General features: G+C 61.8%; 18 protein-coding genes. 4 read left to right on the forward strand and 14 right to left on the reverse strand.

Annotation, left to right across the window (positions count from 1 at the left end):
- Positions 1-23: 23 nt before the first annotated feature.
- The 7 genes from addA to regB form a co-directional block, all read right to left on the reverse strand.
- Entirely contained in the window at positions 24-3,401 is a 3,378-nt protein-coding gene (gene addA, locus B4F27_RS01255) for a double-strand break repair helicase AddA (protein WP_286758646.1), read from the reverse strand.
- The gene (gene addB, locus B4F27_RS01260; RefSeq protein ID WP_286758647.1) at positions 3,398-6,361 is read right to left on the reverse strand and encodes a double-strand break repair protein AddB; all 2,964 of its coding nucleotides are present in this window, start codon (positions 6,359-6,361) and stop codon (positions 3,398-3,400) included. Before addB ends, addA begins: the two co-directional genes overlap by 4 nt.
- Entirely contained in the window at positions 6,354-7,046 is a 693-nt protein-coding gene (locus B4F27_RS01265; RefSeq protein ID WP_286758648.1) for a nucleotidyltransferase family protein, read from the reverse strand. Before B4F27_RS01265 ends, addB begins: the two co-directional genes overlap by 8 nt.
- The gene (locus B4F27_RS01270) at positions 7,022-8,035 is read right to left on the reverse strand and encodes an aminoglycoside phosphotransferase family protein (RefSeq protein WP_286758649.1); all 1,014 of its coding nucleotides are present in this window, start codon (positions 8,033-8,035) and stop codon (positions 7,022-7,024) included. The genes B4F27_RS01265 and B4F27_RS01270 overlap by 25 nt, the downstream gene beginning before the upstream one ends.
- Positions 8,023-8,493: a tRNA (adenosine(37)-N6)-threonylcarbamoyltransferase complex ATPase subunit type 1 TsaE gene (gene tsaE, locus B4F27_RS01275; RefSeq protein WP_286758650.1), complete on the reverse strand. Its 471-nt coding sequence runs from the start codon at positions 8,491-8,493 to the stop codon at positions 8,023-8,025. Before tsaE ends, B4F27_RS01270 begins: the two co-directional genes overlap by 13 nt.
- A 51-nt stretch (positions 8,494-8,544) precedes the next feature.
- The gene (locus tag B4F27_RS01280) at positions 8,545-10,056 is read right to left on the reverse strand and encodes a PAS-domain containing protein (RefSeq protein WP_286758651.1); all 1,512 of its coding nucleotides are present in this window, start codon (positions 10,054-10,056) and stop codon (positions 8,545-8,547) included.
- Between the two features lie 144 nt (positions 10,057-10,200).
- Positions 10,201-11,598, reverse strand: coding sequence for a sensor histidine kinase RegB (gene regB, locus B4F27_RS01285; protein WP_037942455.1), 1,398 nt, complete (start codon positions 11,596-11,598; stop codon positions 10,201-10,203).
- A 99-nt stretch (positions 11,599-11,697) separates the two neighbouring features.
- On the opposite strand from regB, the gene B4F27_RS01290 reads away from it, so the two are divergent.
- Together B4F27_RS01290 and B4F27_RS01295 are read left to right on the forward strand one after the other, a co-directional pair.
- On the forward strand, positions 11,698-12,318 hold the full coding sequence (locus B4F27_RS01290) for an SCO family protein (RefSeq protein ID WP_174226592.1): 621 nt from the start codon (positions 11,698-11,700) through the stop codon (positions 12,316-12,318).
- A 75-nt stretch (positions 12,319-12,393) separates the two neighbouring features.
- The gene (locus tag B4F27_RS01295; RefSeq protein ID WP_286758652.1) at positions 12,394-12,948 is read left to right on the forward strand and encodes an ActR/PrrA/RegA family redox response regulator transcription factor; all 555 of its coding nucleotides are present in this window, start codon (positions 12,394-12,396) and stop codon (positions 12,946-12,948) included.
- A 4-nt stretch (positions 12,949-12,952) separates the two neighbouring features.
- On the opposite strand, the gene B4F27_RS01300 is transcribed toward B4F27_RS01295, so the two are convergent.
- Together B4F27_RS01300 and B4F27_RS01305 are read right to left on the reverse strand one after the other, a co-directional pair.
- The gene (locus B4F27_RS01300; protein ID WP_037942458.1) at positions 12,953-13,438 is read right to left on the reverse strand and encodes a GNAT family N-acetyltransferase; all 486 of its coding nucleotides are present in this window, start codon (positions 13,436-13,438) and stop codon (positions 12,953-12,955) included.
- The gene (locus tag B4F27_RS01305) at positions 13,438-14,031 is read right to left on the reverse strand and encodes an HD domain-containing protein (RefSeq protein ID WP_037942460.1); all 594 of its coding nucleotides are present in this window, start codon (positions 14,029-14,031) and stop codon (positions 13,438-13,440) included. The genes B4F27_RS01300 and B4F27_RS01305 overlap by 1 nt, the downstream gene beginning before the upstream one ends.
- A 71-nt stretch (positions 14,032-14,102) precedes the next feature.
- On the opposite strand from B4F27_RS01305, the gene B4F27_RS01310 reads away from it, so the two are divergent.
- Positions 14,103-14,405: a hypothetical protein gene (locus tag B4F27_RS01310; RefSeq protein WP_005850714.1), complete on the forward strand. Its 303-nt coding sequence runs from the start codon at positions 14,103-14,105 to the stop codon at positions 14,403-14,405.
- A gap of 108 nt (positions 14,406-14,513) precedes the next feature.
- Positions 14,514-15,902, forward strand: coding sequence for an adenosylhomocysteinase (ahcY, locus tag B4F27_RS01315; RefSeq protein WP_009825689.1), 1,389 nt, complete (start codon positions 14,514-14,516; stop codon positions 15,900-15,902).
- A gap of 63 nt (positions 15,903-15,965) precedes the next feature.
- On the opposite strand, the gene B4F27_RS01320 is transcribed toward ahcY, so the two are convergent.
- The 5 genes from B4F27_RS01320 to B4F27_RS01340 are packed head-to-tail and all read right to left on the reverse strand — an operon-like array spanning position 15,966 to position 21,528.
- Entirely contained in the window at positions 15,966-16,643 is a 678-nt protein-coding gene (locus tag B4F27_RS01320; RefSeq protein ID WP_286758653.1) for a DUF1045 domain-containing protein, read from the reverse strand.
- Between the two features lie 52 nt (positions 16,644-16,695).
- Positions 16,696-17,994: a xylose isomerase gene (gene xylA, locus B4F27_RS01325; RefSeq protein WP_286758654.1), complete on the reverse strand. Its 1,299-nt coding sequence runs from the start codon at positions 17,992-17,994 to the stop codon at positions 16,696-16,698.
- Positions 17,995-18,013: 19 nt separating this feature from the next.
- Positions 18,014-19,447: a xylulokinase gene (gene xylB, locus B4F27_RS01330; RefSeq protein ID WP_286758655.1), complete on the reverse strand. Its 1,434-nt coding sequence runs from the start codon at positions 19,445-19,447 to the stop codon at positions 18,014-18,016.
- 21 nt (positions 19,448-19,468) lie between these two features.
- On the reverse strand, positions 19,469-20,212 hold the full coding sequence (locus B4F27_RS01335) for an ATP-binding cassette domain-containing protein (RefSeq protein WP_037965650.1): 744 nt from the start codon (positions 20,210-20,212) through the stop codon (positions 19,469-19,471).
- Positions 20,209-21,528 (reverse strand): sugar ABC transporter permease, encoded by a 1,320-nt coding sequence (locus B4F27_RS01340; protein WP_037942469.1) that lies wholly within the window; start codon positions 21,526-21,528, stop codon positions 20,209-20,211. Before B4F27_RS01340 ends, B4F27_RS01335 begins: the two co-directional genes overlap by 4 nt.
- Positions 21,529-21,627: the final 99 nt, after the last annotated feature.

A 21,627-nucleotide genomic window follows, 5' to 3' on the forward strand; every position in this document is an offset into this window, starting at 1 on the left:
ACGGGGTTGGTTAGAGTGGGAACCTATGTAGCCCCATGCGTCCCGTCAAGATCGCGCACTCGCGATAGGGCGTTTGTGATCAGCGCGTCGGGCAGTTCCATCAGCGTGGCGGTACGGGTCCATAAAATAGCGGTGCGGATGCGGTGATCGGGAAACACCTGCGCCAGCGCGGCGGCATAGGCCCTCATCTGGCGCAACAGCCCTTCGGGGCAGCGATCAGGCGTATCGGGTACCACGCGGTTGGTTTTGTAATCCACCAGCAATACATCCGTATCCGACACCAGCAGCCGGTCGATTGTCCCGTGCAGCCGTTCGGTGCCCAAGGGCGCGGTGATCGGTAGCTCTGCCAAGGCGTCCTTGCCAAAGACATGTGCCAGTTCGGGCGTATCTAAGACGGCGATCGCCTCTCTCAAGGCGGCTTGGGCGACGGTTTCATCATAGCCATGCGCCAGCGTGTGCAGCACGCCGTTCCAGCGGTCGCTGTGCATCATGGGCAGGGTTTCCAGCATCTTATGCACCAGATTGCCGTATGATTTCGCCGCATCTTCCGATTGGCCATCATCGCCGGGCAGGGCCTTGGCACCGCCCAGATCAGAGGGGGCCAGCGTTTTGGCGCGCAATGGGATATTGGTAAGAGGGGTGTTAAAAACAGGCTCTAACACTGGCGTGGTGTGGGTTTTGGGGGCGGTGTCGATTACCGGCAGCGCATCCCAGTCGCCATGTTCAAACCGCATCCCGCCCGAGCTGCCGACCGGCTTGGCACCGGCTTGACCCATCGCGGCGCCGACCATCTGATACCAGCTGTTGCCATCCTTGGGCAGCTCCCCCGCCGCGGCCACGATCAGCCATTTTTCGGCCCGCGTCATCGCCACATAGAGCAGCCGCAGCCGTTCGGCCATCTCGCGCGCCTTGCGGTCGTCCAGCGCGCCGCGCATGGCAGCGGGCATATCCCCTTCGGACAGTTTCCACACGGGCGTGTCACCGATCTTGATGATCTCGTCCCGGATCACCAATGGGCGTTTGCCCGTGTCCGGCAGGATCACAATCGGCGCCTCTAGCCCCTTGGCCCCGTGCACGGTCATCACCCGCACCTGATCCGAGGCATTGTCGATCTGGCGCTTGATCTCGAGGTCGTCGGTCTGCATCCACACCAGAAACCCCGTGAGGCTGGGGATCGCGCCGCGTTCATACGATAGCGCCTGCGAGAGCATGGCGTTGATCCCATCCTCTGCCTCTGATCCCAGCCGCGCCAGCAGCTTGCGGCGCCCGTCATGGCGGGTCAGGATACGTTCGATCAGGTCATAGGGCCGCAGGAAATCGACCTGCGCCCGCAAATCTCGGAGGATCGCAACGGTTTCGGGGTAGGCATCGCTGCTGCGCAAGGCCTGCCACAGGTGATCTTCCTTGCGGTAGTGGGACAGGGTGAACAACATCTGCTCTGTCCACCCGAACAAAGGCGATTTCAGCGCCGTCGCCAGCGACAGGCTGTCTTCGGGCGTGGCAAGAAAGCTCAGCAGCGCTGCCAGATCCTTGACCGCCAGTTCGGCCCCGACCTTGAGCCGGTCCGCGCCCGCAATCGGCACACCGGCGGTTTTGCACGCGCGGATGATTTCCGAGAACAGATCACTGCGCCGCTGCACAAGGATCAAAAAGTCACCCGCTCGAATACGCCGCCGCGCAAAGGCACCGGGGGTATCGGTATCGACGGGCAGATAATGTTCGCCCTCGATCAGCTCCTTGATCTGCGACGCAACCTGATCGGCCAGAACGACCGTATGGTGATGCGCCGACTTTTGATCGACAGGATCGGACCATTCACGGTCATCGGGTTCGTCGGTTTTCTCGACCACAGGCCAAAGATCAACACGGCCGGGCAGGGCGGATTTGAACGCCTTATGCGCCGCATCGGCCTGAAACCCTGCATCCGTATGCGGGGCGAGCGTTGTATCCACCAGTTGCAGGATCGCCGAGGACGATCGGAACGAATATTCAAGGCTGCGCCGTTGAAAGATCTGACCCGCTTGGGTGATTTTCTGTTCGAACAGATCCTGTTTGTGATCAAACTCGCGCGGGTCGGCCCCCTGAAAGGAATAGATCGACTGTTTTTTATCGCCCACGACAAACAGCGTGCGGTCTTCCTCTTCTCGGGCACCGTCGCCGCTGTAGAATTCATCTGCCAGCCGTTCGATCACATCCCATTGGCGCGGGCTGGTGTCCTGCGCTTCGTCCACCAGAATATGATCAATGCCACCGTCGATCCGATAAAGCACCCAAGCCGCGACCGCAGGGTTGGTCAGCAGCGCCCGCGCCTTGAGGATCAGATCATCAAAGTCGAGCCAGCCGCGTTTCTGTTTCTCGTGGGCATAGATTTCAAGGAAACGATGCGCGAATTGATGCAGCACATGGGTCTTCTGCGCCGCCCGCAGCGCCAGCCGCGCGTCACGGGCATCTTCGACCCGCCGCATCAAGTCATCGACCTGCGGCATCAGATCAAACAGCAGCTTTTGCGTTGGTTTCGTGGGCAGGCTGCCGACCTTGGCGGTAAAGGGTTCCTTGGCACCCGCACCGGTCAGCATCACGTCTTCCAGAACGGGCAGGGCAGAGATATCCATTGTCTGGATCGTCGCCAGCTTTTCCGCCGCTTTGCCGTCCAGCCCGCCCTTGGCCCGCATCGGCGGGATCATCTGTTCAAGGATCATCGCCTCTGATCCCAGAAACACCGAAGTTGTGATCTTGTCCTCGGTCAGGTCGGCGGGCTGATCGAACAGCGCCAGCACATCTTCCCATGACAGCACAGTGGCAAAGCCTTCGCGCTGCCCGACGATACTGCGGGTGAGCTTGCTGAAATCCTCGCCCGTGTACATCCGCGCTAGCGTGGTGGTCAGCGCGGCATCCTGCCCCTCGGCCATGGTGTCCACGATCTCGGCCCGCAGCAGATCGGCGGCGCGGTCTTCGATCTCGGTGAACTGCGGGCTCACCCCTGCTTCCAGTGGAAAGCGCCTTAATAGAGACGCACAGAACGAATGGATCGTCTGGATTTTCAGCCCGCCGGGGGTTTCGATGGCGCGGGCAAACAGGGTGCGTGCCATGCGCAGCTTTTCGGGGGTAAAGCCATCCTCGACCCCCAGCTCCGACAGTGAATGACGCAGATCGGCGTCGGTCAGCATGGCCCAGGCACCGAGCCGTTTGAACAGCCGGTTCTGCATCTCCGACGCGGCGGCCTTGGTGTAGGTCAGACACAGGATATGCTGCGGTTCGACCCCGTTCAGCAACAGCCGCGCCACGCGGTCGGTCAGCACACGGGTCTTGCCCGACCCCGCATTCGCCCCCAACCACGTAGAGGCATCGGGCCGCGCCGCATCGATCTGGGCGCGGGTGGCGTCGTCAAAGGGGGCGGTCATGTCAGATCCTCCGGCGTGGGTTCGGTCGTGGCATCCCATTCGCCAAACCGGGCCAACTGGTCGTAATCGCCCGCGAAATCGGTGGTTTTTACCATACGGCGCGCGGTAAAGCCTTGTTCATCCGACAGGTAGCTGGTGATCAGCGCGTGCAGCTTGGCCAGCACCTCGTGCGGGGGTTCATCCTCAAGCGGCGCTGGGCGTTCCACCGGTTTGCTGCCAAGCCCGATATAGGCGGCCTGGGCAACGGGGGCGGGGCCGATTTCTTTAAACCCGCCTTCCTCGACCATCGCGGCTTCGAGCAGCAACTGCTTATCAAAGGCTTTCTGCTCGGCCACACTGGGCGGCGTGCCGGTCTTGTAATCATAGATCAGAATGTCGCCATCTTCCGTCCGGTCGATCCGGTCGGCAAAGCCCATAAGGGTAAAGCCCAGATCGGGGAAATCGTGACTGCCCTTGGCGGCTTTTTCAAAGGCGGCGGGGGTGGAATAGCTTTGTCGATGCAGCTCGTTTTCGATGAACCAATCGGCAATCCGTTCGATCTTGGTCAGCCACATGACGCGCGCGGCGGGCCAGGGGGCTTCGGCCTCTAACACGGTGCGGGCAGTCTCTAACAAGTGGCTTTTCGTCAAAAGCGCAGGCTCCGCTGTCACCGACTTGATGAACCGTTCCATGATCTCGTGCACGATGATGCCACGCACAGGCGCGTCTGGCGATTGCACCAGCGGGTTCAGCGCACGCAGTTTCAGGCTGTGTTTGGCGTAGATCGCATAGGGGTCGCGGATCAGGCGCTTGATCTCTGTCACCGACAGCGCATGGGGGCGTGCGGCACGGGGCGGGCGCGGCGACGGGCGCGGCGCGGGGGGCAAACGGGTCACGGTTTCCAGCGCGCGGGCCTGATCCAGCCAGTGGTCGCCGCGTTTGATCATCGCCTTCCACGCCGCATCACCGCCCTGCGCGGGCAAGCCATTCAGCAGGTTTCCCAAGCGGTTGAGCCAACGCGAAGGCACGGTTTCAGCCTCGTCCGACCGGATCGCGCGGGTCAGGCAGACCTCGGGCGCGGCAATGGATTGCTGATAGTCATGGGCCGACAGGCCGATCCGCCGTTCGGGCAGCAGCAAACCGGCTTTCAGGCGCATCTGGCGGTTCAGCCAGGGGTCGGGCGGCGGGGCTTCGGGCCATGTGCTGTCATTCAGCCCGCCAAGGATCACCAGATCGGCGCCCTGCACGCGGGCCTCGAGCGTGCCCCAGATCATGACGTTGGGATGCGGCGCGTCGCGGTCGCGGATTTCGCCCTGTTGCAGCAGGGCTCCCACCAGATCGGTGTAATCCGCCGCCGACATCTCGCCCCCATAGGGCGCGTTTTCGGCAAGGTCGTTCATCACCTTCGCCGCCTCTTCGCCCGCGTGATGCTGCCACAACCCGTTGGGCTGGCTTGGCGTGGCACCGTCGGCGATGGCATCGGCCAGCGCCATATGCAGGGCGACCCATTCCTCTAGCGGCCGGTCGCCGGTGAGTTCGCAATCAGTCAGATGGGTGCCGACCCAATCGGCCCAAACATCCATTTGCGCGGGGTCTTTCGACCGCGATACAGTCTTGCGCGCCAGTTTCAACACACCTTCCGCATCCGGATAGGGCAGCCCGTCGCGGCGCAGTTGCAGTTCCAGCCGTTGGGTGTTGAGCTGATGAAAATTGCGATCGCCGCCGCTGTGGGTCAGCGGGTGTTTCAGCAGGGTCAGCAAGGCTTCGGAATCCAGCTTGCGCAGGAACAGATCGCCCACGTGACGCAAGAACCGACCCGGAGGCGACAGATGCAGCGGCAGGCCCGCGCTGTCGTCGGGCAGGATGTTCCACCGGTCCAGCGCCGAGGTCACCTGACGCGACAGCATCCGGTCCGGGGTGATCAGCGCGGCGGTTTTGCCATCCTCGACTGCTTGGCGCAGGCGCAGCGCAATCGCGAGCGCTTCGGCACGCGGGGTGGGGGCCTGTATCAGGGTTAACCCTTCGGTGGCCTGATGCAGATCGGGCAGTTTCGGCCCTTCGGTCAGCCAGACGTGGGTCACAGGAGCAGGGCGCAGGGACAGCGACACCAACGCATTGCGCGCGGCAGAGGGCGGCGGCGTGTCGGTCCAGGCCTCGATCTTGCTGCGCGACATCTCAAGCTGGCGCAGCAGGTCGCGGAAACGGTATTGCGGATGATCCTGCGAGATCTTTTCCTGATCCTCGCCCAGATCGGTCCAGACCGCTTGTGGCATATCAAAACAGAAACCGGGAAGCACAAGCGCGCCTTGCGGCAGCTTTGCCACCGCCTCCATCAGCAGGGCAGAGGTGCCCCGCGATCCGGTAGAGCCCGCGACAATCACCGGATGCTGAGGCGGGTTCTGCTCCCACTCTGCGATCAGGCGCTGAGCGACCTGACGTTGACGCGCACGCGGATCGGGGCGGGTGATGCTTTCCCCCAGATACTGATGCGCGATGGCGAGAAACTGTTTCGCGCGTTCCCAATGGCCCGATTGGTCACTGACATCCAGCTCGGTCACGGCCTCGACCGGCACGCCTTCGCCCTGCATTTCGTCGATCAACTGCGCCAGACTGTCCGACAGGTCATAAAGCGACGCGCGCGGGGCCAGTTCAGGCGCTTGATCCAGCAGCTTTGACACCAGCGTAATCAACTCTAACCGGCGGCGTAGAGCCGGACCGGGGCGCGGCAGATCAACGCCGCTGCCAAGGGTATCAAGGTTGTCGATCAGATGGATGCGCGGCAGTAGGCTGGGCGGGCCCGCGTCAAAGATATCGCGCAAACGCCGCTGCATCCGGCGGGTGTTCACCACCAGATCGATCCGCCCGATGGCATGGGCCGGGTGCCCTTCCAGCCGCGAAAGCAAACCCCGCACCAGTTCCTTGGGGAAGTCGACGCCCGGGGCCAGCCCGAAAACGCGCGGTGCGTCCTGCGGTTCAAACATCGGCGGCGTCCAGCATGTCTTCGGCAAGGGTGATCCCGCCAGGGTGGCCAACATCGCACCAGCGCCCGGGATAGGACAGCCCGTACATCCGCCCGCGGTCCAGCATCACGTCCCACAAGAGGTTGAGAGAGAATGCACGCTCTGAAATCGTCTCTAACAAACCGGTTTTGATGATTTGCACCCCGCCATAGACAACCCCCGGCCCGCGTTTCAACGCGCCGTCGGTGCCCATCGTAAAGTCTCCGTCGCCCCCATGCCCCACGGCCTGCGCCACCGGCACGCCCATCAGCAGCGCATCCATCCTGTCGGGGTCCCATGCGTCCGCCAGCAAGGACAGCGGGTTGGGGCCCGCCCAGATTGCATCGGTGTTCATGGTAAACACGGGCCCGTCGCCCAAAAGCGGCAACGCATTGCGCAGCCCGCCGCCGGTTTCCAGAATATCGGGCTGTTCCACAATCGTCTGCACGTCGCGCCCTGCCAGATGGTCCAGCAGCGGGTCGGGCTTATAGTGCAGGTTCACGACGATCCGTCGCGGCGCGACACCGCGCGCCAGATCAAGCGCGTGGTCGATCAACGGCTTGCCCGCGACAGGGATCATCGGCTTGGGCTGGTCTTTGGTCAGATGTTGCATCCGCGTGCCGAAGCCGGCGGCAAACATCATCACGGCATCTGGGGCGTGGCGCATCTGGCTTTCAAATCCTTCAGAAACTCGGGGGTCGGCGCGGGGAGGGAGGGACGCAGCACATCGGCCAAGGGTGCAAGCGCCGGATCATCAAGGTTACGCTGCACATAGCCCCAAACGCGGGGGATGAAATCGACGTAATGCGCCTTGCCGTCGCGCAGACAAAGCCGTGCAAAGATCCCCAAGATCCGCAGGTTGCGTTGAAGGCCAAGCAAGGCATAGGCGCTGCGGAAGGCGGCATCATCCTGCCTGCTCAGCCGGATGTAATGGGCGATCATCGCCGCCTCGATCCGCGGGGTCACATCGCGCCGCGCATCTTGCAGGATCGACACTAGATCATAGGCGGGGTGGCCCTGTAGCGCGTCTTGGAAATCCAGCAGCCCCACGCGGGCAGAGCCCGTCCGCTCGGGCCGCCACAACAGGTTTTCAGCGTGGTAATCGCGCAGGATGATCACACGGGGGCTATTGTCCAGCGCACGGGCCAGCGGGGTGAAGAGGGCGTTAAACTCCGCCGCGGCGCCGCTGTCGGGGGCGTACCAGTCAAACACCATCTGTGCCGCTTCTGTCAGCCAATCGGCATCGCAGAGCGGCAGATCGGGGGGCGGGGCCTTGTGCAGGTCCAGCAGACAGTCCGTCGCGGCGGTATAAAGCTGCCGCGTCATCGCGGGCGACTGGACCATCAGCCGCGCAAACAGGTCATCGCCCAGATCCTCGATCAGCAGAAAGCCGTTGCCTGCGTCTTGCGCGTAAATCTCGGGCGCGCTGGCCCCTTGGGCGCGCAGCCACTCGGCGATGCGGACAAAGGGGCGCACGTCTTCGCCCTTGTCGGCGGGGGCGTCCATCAGCACGGCGGTGCGGCCATCATCAAGGGTCAGACGGTCATAGCGGCGGTTCGATGCGTCCCCGGCCAGCAGATCGCGCCGCGCCTGTGCCCACCCCGCATCGGCAAGGAAGCGGTCCATAGCGGTCATACGGTCGTTCATTTGCGCCATGCCCCCAGCTTTTCGGGCCATTTATCGTCGTTCCACGTGGCAGAGAGCCGCCGTGCGTCGTCGCCAGTGACCGTCAACGTCAGATCAAGCGCGTCTTCGGGGCGCAGATCACCCAGCCTGTCGGGCCATTCCACAAGGCAGATGGCATCGCTGAACGCATCGGTCAGTCCCAGCTCTTCGATCTCGTAGACAGAGGTCAGACGATACAGATCCGCATGCCAGATCGCGGCGGCGGGGGCGTCATAGGTCTGCACCAGCGTGAACGTGGGCGAGGGCACGTCTTCGGGCACCGCCAGCAACGACTGGATCAGCGCCCGCGCGAAATGCGTCTTGCCCGCGCCAACGTCGCCGGTCAGTAAAACAACGTCGCCCGCAGTGAGCGCGCGCCCGAGGGTCACGGCCAGTCGGGCGGTTTGGTCTGCGTCCTGCAGCGTAAGATCAAGTGCGTGTGATGCCATGCGCCAAGGTTACTTGGGCGCGGTGGTGCGCCGCAAGGCGAAAGCGGGGCGTCAGGCGTCTTGTGGCGGTTTCTCGGCTTCGGGGTTTTCAATCTCTGCCACCGGCTTTTTCGGCTGGTGAAACCGGATCAGCGTGGCCCCGTCCACGATGGGGGAAAACAGGCAGGTAAGCTCTGTCCCGTTGGCAAGATACAGCGGCATGCTCCACTTCATGCGATCTTCGCGGTTGGTCACGAAATCCTCTATCTCTTGCCACAGCAGATTGGGGGCGGACCGGCGTTGCCAGCCCTGAATGGCATCGTGGATAGAGATATCGGCAAAAGTCATGTCGGGATCGACACCCCAAAGGTCATTATATGCGGTGTTAGAGAAGGTCAGGATACCCGACGACGAAAAGACGACGATGGCATCGTCCAGCGTATCAAGCATCGCCTGCCCCTGTTCCAGCTCTGCCCTGAAGGTGCGGGTCAGGCTGACCTGGGCGCTGATATCCTCTATCAGAAAGGCCGTGGCCCCGTCGGGGTGCGGTCGGCCCTTGACCCGAAAGGTCTGCCCTGACTCAAGCGACCATATCTCTTCATAGCGGCCATCATGGGCGGCGCTGATCAGCTCGGACACGGTGGTGCGCCAGGTGGCATAATCCTTGGGCTCGGGGATTTTGCGCGCCTCGCGCAGCTTGTCGAAGAAGGTCTGGATCGCAGGGCGCGCGCTCAGGAACTGCGCCCCTAATCCGGTCAGGTCGATTAACGCTGGGTTAAATAGCACCAGCTGGCTTTTGCGGTCAAAAATCGCGAGACCAATGGACAGCTGGGCAAAGGTCTTGGTCAGCGTTTGCACGAAATTGCGCTGCGCCTCTTCGGCGCGGACCAATGTGGTGATGCAGGTCGCCTGATAGCAGTTGATGCTACGCGATTGGCTGTGGGTGACCGCGTACCAGTCTTTCACCCCCGTGATCTGGTCGCGCAAGGACAGACGATGGGTCGCGTTGCTGAAATCACAGGGAAACAGCCGCTGGGTTTCAATCGCCTGACCGGGGTGACAGGCGTTAAACAACTCGTGATAGGCATCGTTGTACCAAAGCAGCCGGTTTGCATGGTCCGTATGCCAAAGCGGCACCGACACGGTAGAGCGTAGCCGCGTCAGCGTGACCTCTGCCTCTGACCGCAGATCGACGCCCATATCATTGGGGTCCAGCACCACCACGCGGCACAGATGCTTTTCCCAGGTGATGCGGATCAGCGTGTGAATCTTGGGGTCGGTGGCCGCGACGATCAACTGGCCTTCAGGCGTCGAAGGGGGTTTGTCGGGGAACATCGCAAAGCGACCTGACACGTTGTGATGCAAGTCGGACCATTCGTGAAACCCCGCCTCTAGCGGGCAAAACTGCGCTGTCGTACCAGAGGCGTGCTGCAGCACCCCGTGGTCAAAAAGATAGGACAGCTCGGGCTCCCCCCGCGGATCGGCCTTGTCGGCGGTCTCTGCGTTATCAAGCCAGAGATACGCGATATAGCCACTCGAAAGAATGGCAAAGATCACGAGCGCAATGTCGAAGGTGGAAGCCACAGCGGGACTCAATTCTTTAGGGTTCCACTCAGTTAAGCGCCCAAATAGTTAACAGTTTATTAACCGCCGTGTGAATGGCCGTGAGACCTACCGCGGAAAATCGCCGAGATCGTCTTTGGTGCCCCCACGCCGCTGCCGCAGGGATCACGTGAAGCGGGTGTTCTCTCCGGTGGGCAGGGGCGTTTCCCCGTGATGGGCGTCAAGTTTCTCGCGGGGCCATGTGACCTTGACCACCGCACCGACGGGGGTGTCCGTCTTGGGGGCGCTGTCCGGCCCATTGGCAAAACGAAGCTCCGCACCGGACCGCTCCAGCAGGGTCTTGGCGATGAACAGCCCCAGCCCCATGCCTTCGTATTCGGGGCGCCGCGCGTTGCTGCGGTCCGAAGGGCGCCGCCGCATGAAGGGGTCACCGATGCGGCCAAGGATATGCGGCGGAAAGCCCGTACCATCGTCAAATATCCGGACCGAGATCACCGTGTCAGACCAGTTCGCCTCTACCCAGACTGTTGTGGCGGCGAAATCCACCGCGTTCTGCATCAGGTTGCGCAGGCCGTGGATAACCTCTGGCCGGCGCAGGATCGCGGGCTGATCGGCGGCGTCTCCTGCATCTGGCCCGAGGGTAAAGGTAAAACTCTTGCCGCGCATCCGGTGCGGTTCGGCGGCTTCTTCAAGCACCGTCATCAAGGGGGCTTGGCGCAGATGCAGATCGTCTTTGCCCGCCCGCCCCATGTCGCGCAGAATATCGCGGCACCGGTCGGCCTGATCGCGGATCAACGCGGCATCCTCGGCCAGATCGGGCTGGTCTTGCAGTTCATTCCACAGCTCGCTGCTGGCCAGTTTGATCGTGGCAAGGGGCGTGCCCAGTTCATGCGCGGCAGCGGCAACTACGCCGCCAAGATCGGTCAGCTTCTGTTCGCGCGCCAGCGCCATCTGAGTGGCGGCCAAGGCGTCTGCCATCGAATGGATCTCGGTCGTGACGCGGCGGGAATAGGCGGTAGAGAACACAATCGCGATCACCAGCGCGATCCAGATGCCGAAGATAAAGATGCCCGGAAGCTCAAGCACGCCCCCATCTTGAGTGATCAGCGGCAGGTGAAACAGCGCCAGCCCCGTCGCCAGCCCAATGGCTGTACCACAAAGCACGATGGTCGACCGCAGGCTCAGCGCTGTGGCAGAGATGGTCACCGGCCCCAGCAACAGCAGCGAAAACGGATTATGCAGCCCGCCCGTCAGGAACAGCAGAAAGGCCAGCTGCACCAGATCGAACAGCACCATCAGCAGGTTTTCATACTCAGACAGACGCTTGTTTTCGGGAAACACCAGAATGGCGATCAGATTGCCGATCACTGACACGCCAATCGCGAAATAGCACAGCCCCAGTTCCAACTGCAGGCCAAAGATGCGTTGCGCGACGGTGATCGCCGTCAGTTGCCCCGCAATCGCCACCCACCGCAGCACGATCATCGTGCGCAGGCGGATCCAGTTGGCACGCGCGCCCTTGCCCAGGCCTCTACCCACGGGAATGTTAGCGGCCTGCGTCATCGGCGCACCTTTTCAAAATGTCGGTTACGTTGATAAAGGGAAAGCGTAGGTCTGTGTCCGACCGGGATCAAGAGCGCCTAACCGCGCAGGAGAATGAATATGAGAAGAGTGTTGGCAATTGGCGCGGTGTTGGTCGTGCTGGCGTTTCTGGCGGTATCCCTGATGCTTGTATACCGGACCGATGGCGACAGCGACAAATACGCGCAGTGCAAGAACTCTGCCGTGGCCGGTGGTGCCGAATTGGGCGGGCCGTTCGAACTGGTGAATGCCCAAGGCCAGACCGTGACGGACGCGGATGTGATCACCGAACCCAGCCTCGTTTACTTTGGCTATACCTTCTGCCCGGACGTCTGCCCGCTGGACGTGGACCGGAACGCCCGCGCCGTGGATGAGCTGGAGGCGCGCGGCATGTCCGTGACGCCGGTGTTCATTTCCGTCGATCCTGCCCGCGATACCCCTGAAGTTGTTGGAGATTTTGCCGCCAACATGCACCCCAAGATGATCGGGCTGACCGGATCGCCCGCACAGGTCAAAGCGGCAAGCGATGCCTACCGCACCTACTACAAGGCGCATGAGGATGAAGGCGATGACTACCTCGTGGACCATTCGACCTTTAGTTATCTGGTGATGCCGGGCGAAGGTTTCGTCGATTTCTTCCGCCGCGATGTCCCGCCAGAGCAGCTGGCCGACAAGGTCGCCTGCTTTGTGGAACATCAGTAAAAGTTTGACCAAGCTAGGCCACCGCCACATATCTGGATAAAGTCCCGGTACAACATTCAACCAGCGGAGCATGATATGGTTCAGGAAAATGCGCTTGATCTCGGCGAGGATCGGTCCCTCCTTCTGGTGGATGATGACGAACCGTTTCTGCGCCGCCTTGCCAAGGCGATGGAGAAGCGCGGCTTTGACGTAGAAACCGCCGGTTCCGTCGCCGCCGGTGTGGCGATCGCGACCGCGCGCCCCGCGGCCTATGCGGTCGTCGATCTGCGGTTGCAGGACGGCAACGGGCTGGATGTGGTCGAGGTGCTGCGCGACAAAAGCCCCGATGCGCGGGTTGTGGTGCTGACCGGCTACGGTGCCATCGCCACCGCCGTCGCCGCGGTCAAGATCGGTGCGACAGATTACCTGTCAAAACCCGCTGATGCCAATGACATCGTGAACGCGCTGCTGGCCACGGGAGATGACATGCCGCCGCCTCCGGAAAACCCCATGAGCGCGGATCGTGTGCGGTGGGAACATATCCAGCGTGTCTACGAGCTTTGCGATAGAAACGTGTCCGAAACGGCGCGGCGGCTGAACATGCACCGCCGGACCTTGCAGCGCATCCTGGCCAAACGGTCCCCGCAGTAATGCGCTACACGTCGTAGCGTTTGCTGATCTTGTCCACGACCTGACCCGAGGCAAGCGAGACCCCTTCGTCATAGTGCCAGTCGCGAAACCCGCGACTTTGGTAATAGGTCAGCCCGCCGTGGTTGTCGGCGCGGATCGTGGCGTTGATCCAGACATAGCCCAGCCGTGCCGCTGCCTGCGCGGTGGCATCAAACAGCGCCGACCCGATGCCCAGACCGGTACGACCAACCTGCACAAAGCTCGCGATGTCGCAGGCCTCGGGCGGCAGATCGGGGTGCGGGCTGATCCACTGGAACCCCACGACGTTCTCCTGATCGTCCAGCGCCACATGCCACGCGCTTTGATCGGCGTTGCTGGCCATCCATTCGGTCAGATCCTTGCCGGTGACAGGGCGGGTCATCGCGGTGGTACCCCCGATGGTGATGATCTCGTTCAGCAGTTGCGCCATATTTCCGGCATCCAGCGCGATTGGCGGGCGAACCTTGACCATCACAGCGCGCCCAGCAAATCCAGATGCCGCGCGGTGAAGTCATTGCGCGTGTCCACCGGCGGGCGCAGCACGATCGACAGCCCCTCCATCAGAGCGGGGTTGGGCCGGCCAAAGAACTTGGATGCCTCGGCCTCCGAGAAACCGGCGATCTGCGTCGCCTCCATCCAGGCGCTGACCTTATCGGCGCGCTTGATCTGCTGCTTGACCGATTTAGGCAGCGCCGCAGGCAGGCCAAAGCGGATATGGATCGCGGACATCAACCGGTCATCCAGCGCACCATATTCCGGCCCGACCGCCGCCTTCACCGGAGAGATCATATCGCCGATCACGTATTCCGGTGCATCGTGCAGCAGCGCGGCCAACCGCCACTTTGGCGGGGCCTTGGGGTTCATCCGGCCGTAAATCGTCTCGACCAGCAGCGAATGTTCGGCCACGGAATAGGCAAAATCCCCCCGCGTTTGCCCGTTCCACCGCGCGACAAAGGCCAGCCCATGGGCGATATCCTCGATCTCTATATCGACCGGCGTCGGGTCCAGCAGGTCAAGCCTGCGGCCGGATAACATACGTTGCCATGCACGGGATTGCTGCGCCATTCTATTGCTCTGCCTTTGACACGTGGAACATTTGCGGGTTTCGCGGTGTTCTTCCCACGAAGGAGACGATCATGAAACCTGTTATTTCTGCTCTCACACTCGCACTTGGCCTCGGGACCGTGGCCGCACCCGCAATGGCAAGCGATGTCTGCATGCCCGCGCAAGAGCTTAAGGCGTCGCTGGTGGATTGGTACGGCGAAACGCCGGTTGAAGGCCAGGACGACGGCGCGGTCCAAATCTGGGCCTCGGATGACACAGGCACATGGTCTGCTGTAAAAACCCTGTCGAACGGGATGGCCTGCGTCACCGCGCAGGGGGCAAACTGGATGGCGGGGATGACCACGGACGAGATGATCGTCGCCTCGGCAGAGTAACCGTTTCGTGTGACGCTTGACCGCCACCGTTGAGATCACCGCATCAAAGTGCTACGGCCCTTTTCAAATATACGATACATAGCCGATCTTTTGAAAAGGGATGCCCCGATGGCCAACGATTACATCGTTAAAGACATTAGCCTTGCCGCCTATGGCCGCAAGGAACTTGATATCGCAGAAACCGAAATGCCCGGCCTGATGGCCCTGCGCGCGGAATACGGCGACAGCAAACCGCTGTCCGGTTCGCGCATCGTGGGCTCGCTGCACATGACGATCCAGACCGCTGTTCTGATCGAAACGCTTGTCGCATTGGGGGCCGATGTCCGTTGGGCGTCGTGCAACATCTTTTCTACCCAAGATCACGCGGCAGCGGCGATTGCCGAAGGCGGCACGCCTGTTTTCGCGATCAAGGGGCAATCGCTGGAAGAGCATTGGGATTACCTAGATAAATCCTTCCAGTTCCCCGACGGCCCGAACCTGATCCTTGATGATGGCGGCGATGCGACGCTGTACATCCTGCTGGGCGCCCGTGCCGAAGCTGGTGAAGACGTGATCCCCGTGCCGTCGTCGGAAGAAGAAGTCGCGATCAAGGCGCAGATCCAAAAGCGGATGGAGCAATCCCCCGGCTGGTTCACCAAGATGCGCGACCAGATCAAGGGCGTGTCCGAGGAAACCACCACAGGCGTCCACCGTCTCTATGATCTGGTGAAGCAGGGCCAGCTGCCTTTCCCCGCGATCAACGTCAACGACAGCGTCACCAAGTCCAAGTTCGACAATAAATACGGCTGCCGTGAATCGCTGGTCGACGGTATCCGCCGCGCGACAGACGTGATGATGGCCGGTAAGGTCGCTGTTGTCTGTGGCTATGGCGACGTTGGCAAAGGCTCTGCCGCATCGCTGGCCGGTGCCGGTGCCCGCGTGAAAGTGACCGAAGCCGACCCGATCTGCGCGCTGCAAGCCGCGATGGACGGGTTCGAGGTTGTCCTGCTGGAAGACGTGCTGGACAGTGCCGACATCTTCATCACCACCACCGGCAACAAGGACGTGATCCGCATCGAGCATATGCGCGAGATGAAGGATATGGCGATTGTTGGCAACATCGGCCACTTTGACAATGAAATCCAGGTTGCCGCGCTGAAGAACCACAAGTGGACCAACATCAAGGAACAGGTCGACATGATCGAGATGCCTTCGGGCAACCGTCTGATCCTGCTGTCCGAAGGCCGTCTGCTGAACCTTGGCAACGCCACCGGTCACCCGTCCTTTGTCATGTCCGCGTCTTTCACCAACCAGGTGTTGGCGCAGATCGAACTGTGGGAAAACACCGGCAAATACGAGAACAAGGTCTATATCCTGCCCAAGCATCTGGACGAGAAAGTCGCCCGTTTGCACCTTGATCGTATCGGCGTGAAACTGACCCAGCTGAGCAGCGAACAAGCCGCTTATATCGGCGTCACACCCGAAGGCCCGTTCAAGCCGGAACACTACCGCTACTAAGCCGGTGCATACCGTCTGACAAAACGCCGCCTTGCAGGAATGCAGGGCGGCGTTTTTCGTGGGTCAGCTGCCAAGCGCGAAACGTTCGACCTCGTGAAAACGTCCCTGCGCATCCTCGCCACAAAGCGTCAGACTATCGATGGTGAAAGGGGCAGGGGTATCTGACCCTAAATAGTGGTGCAGAGCCGTTTTGACGGGGTCGATCTGATCGGGCGCAAGCGGCCCGGTGAGGGTGATGTGAAAGCGGAAATACTCCATAATATGGGGGTATCCGTAGGTTTTGAGGTAAATCCGCTGCTGATCGGTCAGGTAAGGGGCGTTCTTGCGCGTGAACTCCGCCTCTGACAGCGGCGCGCGGAAGGCGTCCAGCACCACATTGGCAGAGGCCGCAAGACTGCCAAGCGCGGTCGTGTCTCCCTGCGGCACCAGCGCCAGGAACCGCCCGATCTGCGCCAGCGCCAGCCCGTCCAGCTGCACCGGAGCCTGCCCTTCGCAAAAGGCGGCGAGGCCATCGGTCAACTGGGCCGCGCTGGTCGCATCGGCCAGAAAGAACGGCGCCTTGACCGTCCCGTGTAGCCCGTATTTGCGTGGTCGCTGGGTCAGCTTGGCAATATCAAGCCCCGCGATATCGGGATGTGCCACAGCTTCGCCCGCCTGCACATCCCAGCCCAACCAGGCCGCGCCCCGCCGGGCGAAATCCCCCGGCGGCGGCGTATAGTAAATGGCGTAGCGTTTGAACATCTTGGGCCCCCTTATCGGTCAGCCTAGACCCCTAACAGCGCCATGTAACAGCTTAAAGATAGCGGTTTACCAGATTTTCCAGCGCTTCCTGACGGCCCGAGGCGGGCTGCGGGTTCAGCGCATCGGCTTTGACCTGCGCGTTGATCGTCTCCAGATCGCTGCTCAGCAGGCCTTGGCCGCGTTCAGAGCCCCAACCGGCATAGCGCGCGTCACGCGCCGCTTCGAGCTTGCCATCCTCCAGCATCGCGGCGGCGGCTTTCAGGCCCTTGGCACAGACATCCATCGCACCGACATGGGCCAAAATCAGATCTTCGGCGTCCAGCGACTGGCGGCGCAGTTTGGCGTCAAAGTTGGTGCCGCCGGTGGTGAAACCGCCCGCTTTCAGCACTTCGTAATAGGCAAGCGCGACTTCGGGGACGGAATTGGGGAATTGGTCGGTGTCCCAGCCTGACTGGTAGTCGTTGCGATTCATGTCGATCGACCCGAAAATCCCAAGCGCCGAGGCCATCGCCAGTTCGTGTTCAAACGAATGCCCGGCAAGAATGGCGTGACCCTGTTCGATGTTCACCTTCACCTCGTTCTCAAGCCCGTAATCCTTGAGGAAACCATAGACGGTGGCCACGTCGTAATCATACTGGTGTTTGGTCGGTTCCTGCGGTTTAGGCTCGATCAGGATGGCACCTTTGAAGCCGATCTTGCGGGCGTATTCGACCGACATCTGCAAGAAACGCCCCGCCTGTTCGCGTTCGCGTTTCAGGTCGGTGTTCAGCAGCGTTTCATAGCCTTCGCGCCCGCCCCACAGCACATAGTTCTCGCCGCCCAGCTTGTGGGTGACGTCGATACATTCCTTCACCGTCGCGGCGGCATAGGCAAAGATATCGGGGTCGGGGTTTGTGGCGGCACCCGACATATAGCGGCGGTTCGAAAACAGGTTGGCCGTGCCCCAAAGCAGCTTGGTGCCTGTCTGCTCCATCTTCTCGCCAAAGTAATCGGTGATCTCGTGCAGCCGCGCGGTGCTTTCGGCAAAGGTATCGCCCTCGGGGCGGACATCGGCGTCGTGGAAGCAGAAATACGGCTGACCGAGGATCTTGAACATATCAAACGCGGTGTCAGCCTTGGCGCGGGCGGCGTCCATCGTGGTGTCGAACCACGGGCGCAGGAAGGTCTGGCCGCCAAAAGGGTCGCCGCCTTCCCATGCGAAACTGTGCCAATAGGCGACGGCAAAGCGCAGATGCTCTGCCATGTTCTTGCCCATCAGCATCTCGTCGGGATTATAGCTGCGATAGGCGAAATCATGGTCCGCTTGCGGGTCGTAAGAGATCGTCGGGATGCCGTCGAAAAAGCTGGTCATGGGGATGGTCCTTCTTGTCTTAGCGCAAATGTTTTACGGCGCTATACGTGTCTGAATATCGGGCGTGGGCCTCTGAAAAGGCATCTACCAGGGCCGGAACAGGCTCTATCACGCGGGAAATGGGGGGTGGCACGGCGATCTCGGCCCCGGCAACGGTGGCGGCCATACGACCCAAGCGCGCAGCCCCAAGGGCACCGCCAAAGTCACCCGCGGCGGGCAGCTGGATCGGCATGTTCAGGGATGTGGCGATAGCCGACAGCCAGTAATCGGATTTTGACCCGCCACCGACGGCGATCAGGCTGTCGATGTGGGTGCCGGTGTGCCGCATCGCGTCGAAACTGTCGCGCAGGGCGTGGGTGACCCCTTCCAGCACCGCGCGGGTCATGGCGGCGCGGTCGGTGTTATGGGCCAGATGCAGGAAACCGCCCCGGATATTGGCGTCGTTATGGGGCGTCCGCTCGCCCCCCAGATAGGGCATAAAGATCGTGCGACCGGGGGCCTGTAGCGCGCCCAGATCAGAGGTGAGCGTCCGCGCGTCCTCGTTCAACACACCGGCCAGCCAATTCAGCGAATCCGTGGCCGACAGGATCACCCCCATCTGGTGCCACAGGTCCGGCAGCGCGTGGCAAAAGCTGTGCAGCGCGCTTTCAGGTGCCGCGGCATAGCCCGGCGTCGCGGCAAACAGCACGCCCGAGGTGCCAAGCGAGACGAACGCCTGACCCGGTTTCACCACACCCATCCCGATGGCCGAGGCAGCATTATCGCCGCCGCCCCCCGCAACGGGGATCCCCGCCGGCAGGCCCAGTTGTCCCGCGATAGAGCCGCTTAGGTGCCCTGACACCTGCGACCCTTCGACCAACGATGGCATTTGCGCCCGCGTCAGGCCGGACCGTTCCAGCAAGGCGTCGGACCAGTCGCGCGCGCCGGTATCCAGCCAGCTTGTGCCTGCGGCATCGGACATCTCTGAAACCGCGTCGCCGGTCAGCCAGAAGCGCAGCGCGTCCTTGGGCAGCAGCACCTTGTCGATGCGCGCGAAAATATCGGGTTCATGGTCGTGCACCCATGCGAGTTTGGGCGCGGTGAAACCGGGGAACACGATGTTGCCCGTGACCGCGCGCCAGAGGGGATCAGCATCCATCGCGGCGGCTTGCGCTGCGGCGCGGGTGTCGTTCCACAGCATACAGGGGCGCAGCGGCGTGCCCGCACCATCCAGCAGGGTGGCACCATGCATATGCCCGCTAAGCCCGATGCCCTGCACGGCGGCCAGATCAACCCCCAGCCCCGCAATCGCATCGGCGCAGGCGGTGAACCAATCGCGCGGGTCCTGTTCGACCCAGCCATCGTGGGGGCGCGACACCTGCAAGGGCGCCACGCTTTCCGCGATGATGTTTTCGGCGTCGTCCACCAGCAGGGCCTTCAGCCCAGAGGTGCCCAGATCAAGCCCCAGAAACATGGTTTTCCCCTTTGTCAGCGCCTATGCGGCGTCGCGCGCCTTGCCCATGATGATCATGCTCAGGATGTCATCCTCGGTCACGTCGCCGACCTTTTCGGTGCCGATCAGCGCACCGTTTTTCATCACCGACACACGGTCGCACAGCTCCAGCATCTCGCGGGTGTCGTGGCTGATCAGGAAGATGCCAAGCCCCTGGGCCTTCAGTTCCTTGATCAGATCGGCAACCATCTTGCTTTCATGCACCCCAAGGGCGGCGGTCGGTTCGTCCATGATCAGGATCTTGGCGTTGAAATAGACCGCGCGGGCAATCGCAACCGATTGCCGCTGACCGCCCGAAAGCGCCGAGACAGGCTCGCTTATCTTCTTAAAGTTGGGGTTGAGCCGCGCCATGATCTTGCGGGTCTCTGCCTCCATCCGCGCATCATCCACGAGGCCGAATTTATTGGTCAGTTCGCGCCCCAGAAACAGGTTGCTGGGCGCATCAAGGTTATCGGCCAGCGCCAGCGTCTGGTAGATGGTCTCGATGTTGTGGCGGCGGGCGTCACGGGGCGAATGGATGTTGGCTTTCTTGCCTTCGATCCAGATTTCGCCCTCGTCCATCTGATAGGCACCGGCAAGGATCTTGATCAGCGTGGATTTCCCCGCGCCATTGTGCCCCAACAGGCCGACGACCTCGCCCGGATACAGGTCCAGCGACACGTTATCGACGGCACGCACCCCCCCGAAGGACAGCGAGATATTCTTGAGCTCTACAAGCGGTGTCATGATTTCCCTCCCATACGGCGGCGATAGACGATGTCGATCCAGACGGCGAAGACAAGAACCGCACCGACGACGATGTTTTGCAGCGGTGCGTCAACGCCCACCATAGCCATGCCCGATTGCAGCGATTGCATGATCAAGGCACCCAGAATGGCCCCGTGGATCGTCCCTATACCGCCCGCCAGAGCCGTGCCGCCAATGACAGCCGCCGCAATAACACGCAGTTCGTCCAACGTGCCGATGTCGTTCGAGTGGTTGGTCAAACGGGCAGAGGCAACAACCGCGGACAGCGCCACCAGGGCCCCCATCAGGGCAAAAACCTTGACCGTCAGCAGACGGGTGTTGATGCCCGACAGCTCTGCCGCGTCGGGGTTGCCGCCCGTGGCAAAGATATAGCGCCCCAGCCGCGTGCGTTTGGCCATCACGGTCATGCCAATCGCCAGCGCGATCAGCAGCAACACCGAATAGGGGATGCCGTAAGACGCGGTATAGCCTTCGGGCATCACATCGCCACGGGCCTTGAACTCGCGCATCAGACGCGCGGTCGGAACCTCGTAGGCGTTCAGGATCGCGACAAAGCCCAGAATGCCCACGGCGATGATCAGACCGACCAGCACCTCGGCCCAAACCGGTTTCACGTGAAACCCGTGGGTGACCTTGTTGCGGCGTGACGACCACAGCGCCCAAAGCGCCAGAACCACGGCAATTAACCCGACGACCCAAGACCATGTCTCGCCCAGGGTTCCGTTGATTCCGCCGAACTTGCGGAAGGTTTCATCCAGTGGCCCGATGGTTTGACCGTCGGTCATATACCACGCCACGTTGCGCCAGATCAGCAGGCCGCCAAGGGTCACGATAAAGGCAGGGATCGTGAGGAACCCGATCAGCCAGCCCTGAAACGCGCCGATGATGGTGCCAAACAGCAGGCCGACGACGATGGCGATCCAGGGGATCATCGGATGCCCCAACCCCATGCCCAGCATACGCGGCAGGATATCGGTCTGGGTCATCGCCATCGCGGCAGAGCAGGTGGCCAGCATCGCGCCGACCGACAGGTCGATGTGACGGGTCACGATCACAAAGACCATACCGGTCGCCATAATGGCAACGCTGACCGTCTGGATCGTGAGGTTGAAAATATTGCGCGGCGTCAGAAAGCGCCCGTCGGTCAGCACGTTGAACACGAGGCAGACCAGAATGAACGCACCGATCATCCCTAACAGACGGGTATCGATTTCGAGCTGGCTAAGAAAAGAGCGCTTGGGCGCTGTCGGCGACGGATGTACATCTGCCCCGGTTTCGGTGGTCGTATCTGTCATGTGATTGGCTTCCGGATTGGGTCGCAATGTCAATCAGCGGGGCCGCAAAGCGCGGCAGCCGGGCTGAAGCAAACGGGTGGCACACCCCGCATCAGGGGC

Origin of the sequence: Sulfitobacter sp. UBA1132 (genome assembly GCF_002311545.1) — a bacterium.
In the GTDB taxonomy this organism is placed as follows: Bacteria; Pseudomonadota; Alphaproteobacteria; order Rhodobacterales; family Rhodobacteraceae; genus Sulfitobacter; species Sulfitobacter pontiacus.